Raw genomic sequence first — 3,411 nt, forward strand, 5'->3', positions numbered from 1 at the left:
CTTAAGTCCCCCGCTAATAGTAAATGATTTTCAAAATTATATTATCAAAACACACGTTTTAAGAAAATATTATTTCATTTTTACATAGTATTTTCTCAAATAGGGTAGATAACACAAGAACTTAATAATCCTACACTAAAGGAGAGGGGATGAGGTAAACCATATCATGAACCGTATTTCAGCACTTTTTTCAGTAAAAAAGAATAACTTACTTAACGTTTATTTTACAGCAGGCTTTCCGAAAATCAATGATACTAAATTGATTTTGAAATCATTACAAGAAGGAGGAGCGGACTTAGTAGAAATAGGGATGCCTTATTCAGACCCTGTGGCAGATGGAGAAACTATCCAGCAAGCTAACCAAGTATCACTCGACAATGGAATGACGGTAAAGCTTTTGTTTGAACAACTAGCAGGTATCCGTCAGGAAGGCATTAGTGTGCCTATCTTATTGATGGGTTATATTAATCCAGTCTTACAATTTGGGGTAGAAGCTTTTTGCCAAAAATGCCAAGAAGTTGGGGTTGATGGCTTGATTTTGCCTGATATGCCTGCCAGTGTGTATGAAGAAGAATACAAAGCTATTTTTGATAAATATGGTATTCTAAATATCTTCTTGATTACGCCACAAACTAGCGAAAGTAGAATCAGACATATCGACGAAGTATCACACGGTTTTATCTATATGGTTTCGTCGGCAAGTACTACAGGTGCAAAATCAGGCATTTCGGATGTCCAAGAAGAGTATTTTGAACGAGTAAACAGTATGAATTTAAATAATCCACGACTGATAGGGTTTGGTATTTCGGATAATGAAACCTTTAAAAAGGCCTCTTCACACGCAGCAGGAGCTATTATAGGTAGTGCTTTTATTAAAATGCTAAGTAATTCAACAGATTTAGATGGAGATACCAAAGCTTTTGTAAAAATGGTGAAGGGTTTATAACAATTCTGTAGCACGAGTTTTCAACTCGTGCACTTTATAGTATTTTGTGCACGAGTTGGAAACTCGTGCTACAGATACAGTTCTACTCAAAAAATATGAAAAAACAGTTCTATAGAAGAAGTCTACCTCATTTACAACCTCTTGGTGGAACATACTTCGTTACCTACAATCTTTATGGGAGTATACTTCAGTCAGTATTAGAACAATGGAAAGAAGAATATGCTAGGGCAAAAGCTAATATTATTCAATTTTCCAAAAATTATGAAAATGATTTAGATAAACTAGGAAGACTAGATTTTGCTAAACGAGATACCTTTTATGATACTTATAAAGAGGGGAATCATTACCTAAAAAGTCATGCTATAGCTCAAATAGTCGCTGACTCTTTACATTTTTGGGATAATAAAAAGATAGAATTATATGCGTATTGTATCATGTCCAATCATGTCCATGTTGTAGTTCGTTTATTTGATGAATCAGAAACTGACACCCCATTTTATTTAGAAGATTTTATGCATTCCGTCAAACGTTATTCGGCTTTTGAATGTAATAAAATTTTAGAACGTACCAGCCAGTTTTGGCAAAGAGAAAGTTATGATAGACTGGTACGTAATAGAGATGAACTTCATCGAATTTTGAATTATGTATTAAATAATCCTGTTAAAGCAGGTTTATGCCAAGCGAAAAAAGACTGGAAATGGTCTTATATCAAAGAGATTTACAATGGTATTATGTAATGAAAGCAAATGACGACATATACACTACAGTCGTTGCCTTTTACTACCCCGCCCAGTTCTCTCTATCCAAACTTCTATACTGTATCGCTTCGGCCAGATGTTCAGCACGAATGTCTTCTGTGCCTGCTAAGTCGGATATTGTACGAGCTACTCTTAAAATACGGTCGTAAGCTCTTGCCGAAAGTTGTAATCTTTCCATCGCTTTTTTCAATAAAGCAACGCCTGCCGTATTAATTTCGCATATCTCTTTCACCATTTGCGAAGGCATCATGGCATTACAATAAATGGCAGGATGGTCTTTAAAACGAACAGTTTGTATTTCTCTCGCTTTAATTACCCTCTCTCGAATATCAGCAGAACTTTCAGATTTTCTGTTAGACGATAATTGTTCAAACTTCACGGGTGTTACTTCTACATGAAGGTCTATTCTATCTAATAATGGTCCCGATATTTTATTAAGGTATTTTTGTACTACACCAGGCCCACAAACACATTCTTTTTCGGGGTGATTGTAATAACCACAAGGGCAAGGATTCATAGAAGCAATCAACATAAAACTTGAAGGGAATTCTACTGCCCATCTTGCCCTAGAAATAGATACTTTTCGTTCTTCTAAAGGCTGACGCATTACTTCCAAAGCCGAGCGTTTGAATTCTGGTAATTCATCCAAAAACAATACGCCATTATGGGCTAATGAAATTTCTCCAGGCTGTGGGTTTCCTCCTCCACCAACCAAGGCCGCATCTGAAATGGTATGATGTGGTGAACGATAAGGTCGTGTAGAAATTAAGGAAGCTTTCGTCCCTAGTTTCCCTGCTACAGAATGTATCTTAGTAGTTTCCAAGGCTTCTTGTAATGAAAGCGGAGGAAGGATAGAAGGAATCCTTTTTGCCAACATGGTTTTGCCAGCACCGGGAGGGCCAATCATGATAACATTATGCCCACCAGCTGCCGCTATTTCTAAGGCTCTTTTAATATTTTCTTGTCCTTGCACGTGCGAAAAGTCTGCATCGTAATCATTCTGAGAGTTAAAGAAAATATCACGCGTATCAGTAATCAAAGGTTCTATCTGAAGCGTTCCTTTCAAAAAATCAACCGCTTCTCTTAACGTATTGACACCGATGATGTCTAAATTGTTGACGATAGAAGCCTCTGAAGCATTTTCAATGGGAAGAATGAATCCTTTCAAACCTTTTTTTCGGGCTTCAATAGCAATGGGTAAAACTCCTTTGATAGGTCGTAAAGCACCATCCAAGGCTAATTCGCCCATAATTACGTAGTCTTCAAGGCTTTTTAAATTACTTTGTCCAGAAGCATGGATAATCCCTAAAGCAATGGGTAAATCATAAGCAGAACCTTCTTTACGGATATCAGCAGGAGCAAGGTTTACAACAACTTTGGTACGAGGAAAGAAAAAATCTGTTTGTTTGATAGCAGATTCCACCCGATGAGTAGATTCTTTAACAGCTCCGTCTGGAAGCCCAACAATAAAGAAATTTTGTCCTTGGCCTTCGCTCACTTCAACAGTGATAATGGTAGCATCAACACCATGAACGGCACTACCGAAGGTTTTTGCAAGCATAGAATGTGGTTTTTATAGAACTTAGTTGAATAAATAATTAGCTAAACAAAGATAAGATAGTTTTACTTTGTTTGATTGTGTTATGAAGTAATAATTATGAATGATTTGTAGCACGAGTTTTCAACTCGTGGGTATGTCCCTTCACG

Annotated in this window: 3 protein-coding genes; 2 read left to right on the forward strand and 1 reads right to left on the reverse strand. The window is 36.9% G+C overall.

Annotation, left to right across the window (positions count from 1 at the left end):
* Window positions 1-166: 166 nt before the first annotated feature.
* Window positions 167-946: a tryptophan synthase subunit alpha gene (trpA, locus tag AC07XN_RS23860; RefSeq protein ID WP_494744868.1), complete on the forward strand. Its 780-nt coding sequence runs from the start codon at window positions 167-169 to the stop codon at window positions 944-946.
* 95 nt (window positions 947-1,041) lie between these two features.
* Window positions 1,042-1,683, forward strand: coding sequence for a transposase (locus tag AC07XN_RS23865; protein WP_494744869.1), 642 nt, complete (start codon window positions 1,042-1,044; stop codon window positions 1,681-1,683).
* 43 nt (window positions 1,684-1,726) lie between these two features.
* Here the strand turns inward: AC07XN_RS23865 and AC07XN_RS23870 are convergent, their stop codons facing one another.
* Window positions 1,727-3,265 carry a YifB family Mg chelatase-like AAA ATPase gene (locus tag AC07XN_RS23870; RefSeq protein ID WP_494744870.1) on the reverse strand — a complete coding sequence of 513 codons (1,539 nt, stop codon included), beginning with the start codon at window positions 3,263-3,265 and terminating at the stop codon, window positions 1,727-1,729.
* Between the last annotated feature and the right edge of the window lie 146 nt (window positions 3,266-3,411).

Source organism: Arcicella sp. GW458-12-2-14-TSB2 (assembly GCF_059423785.1).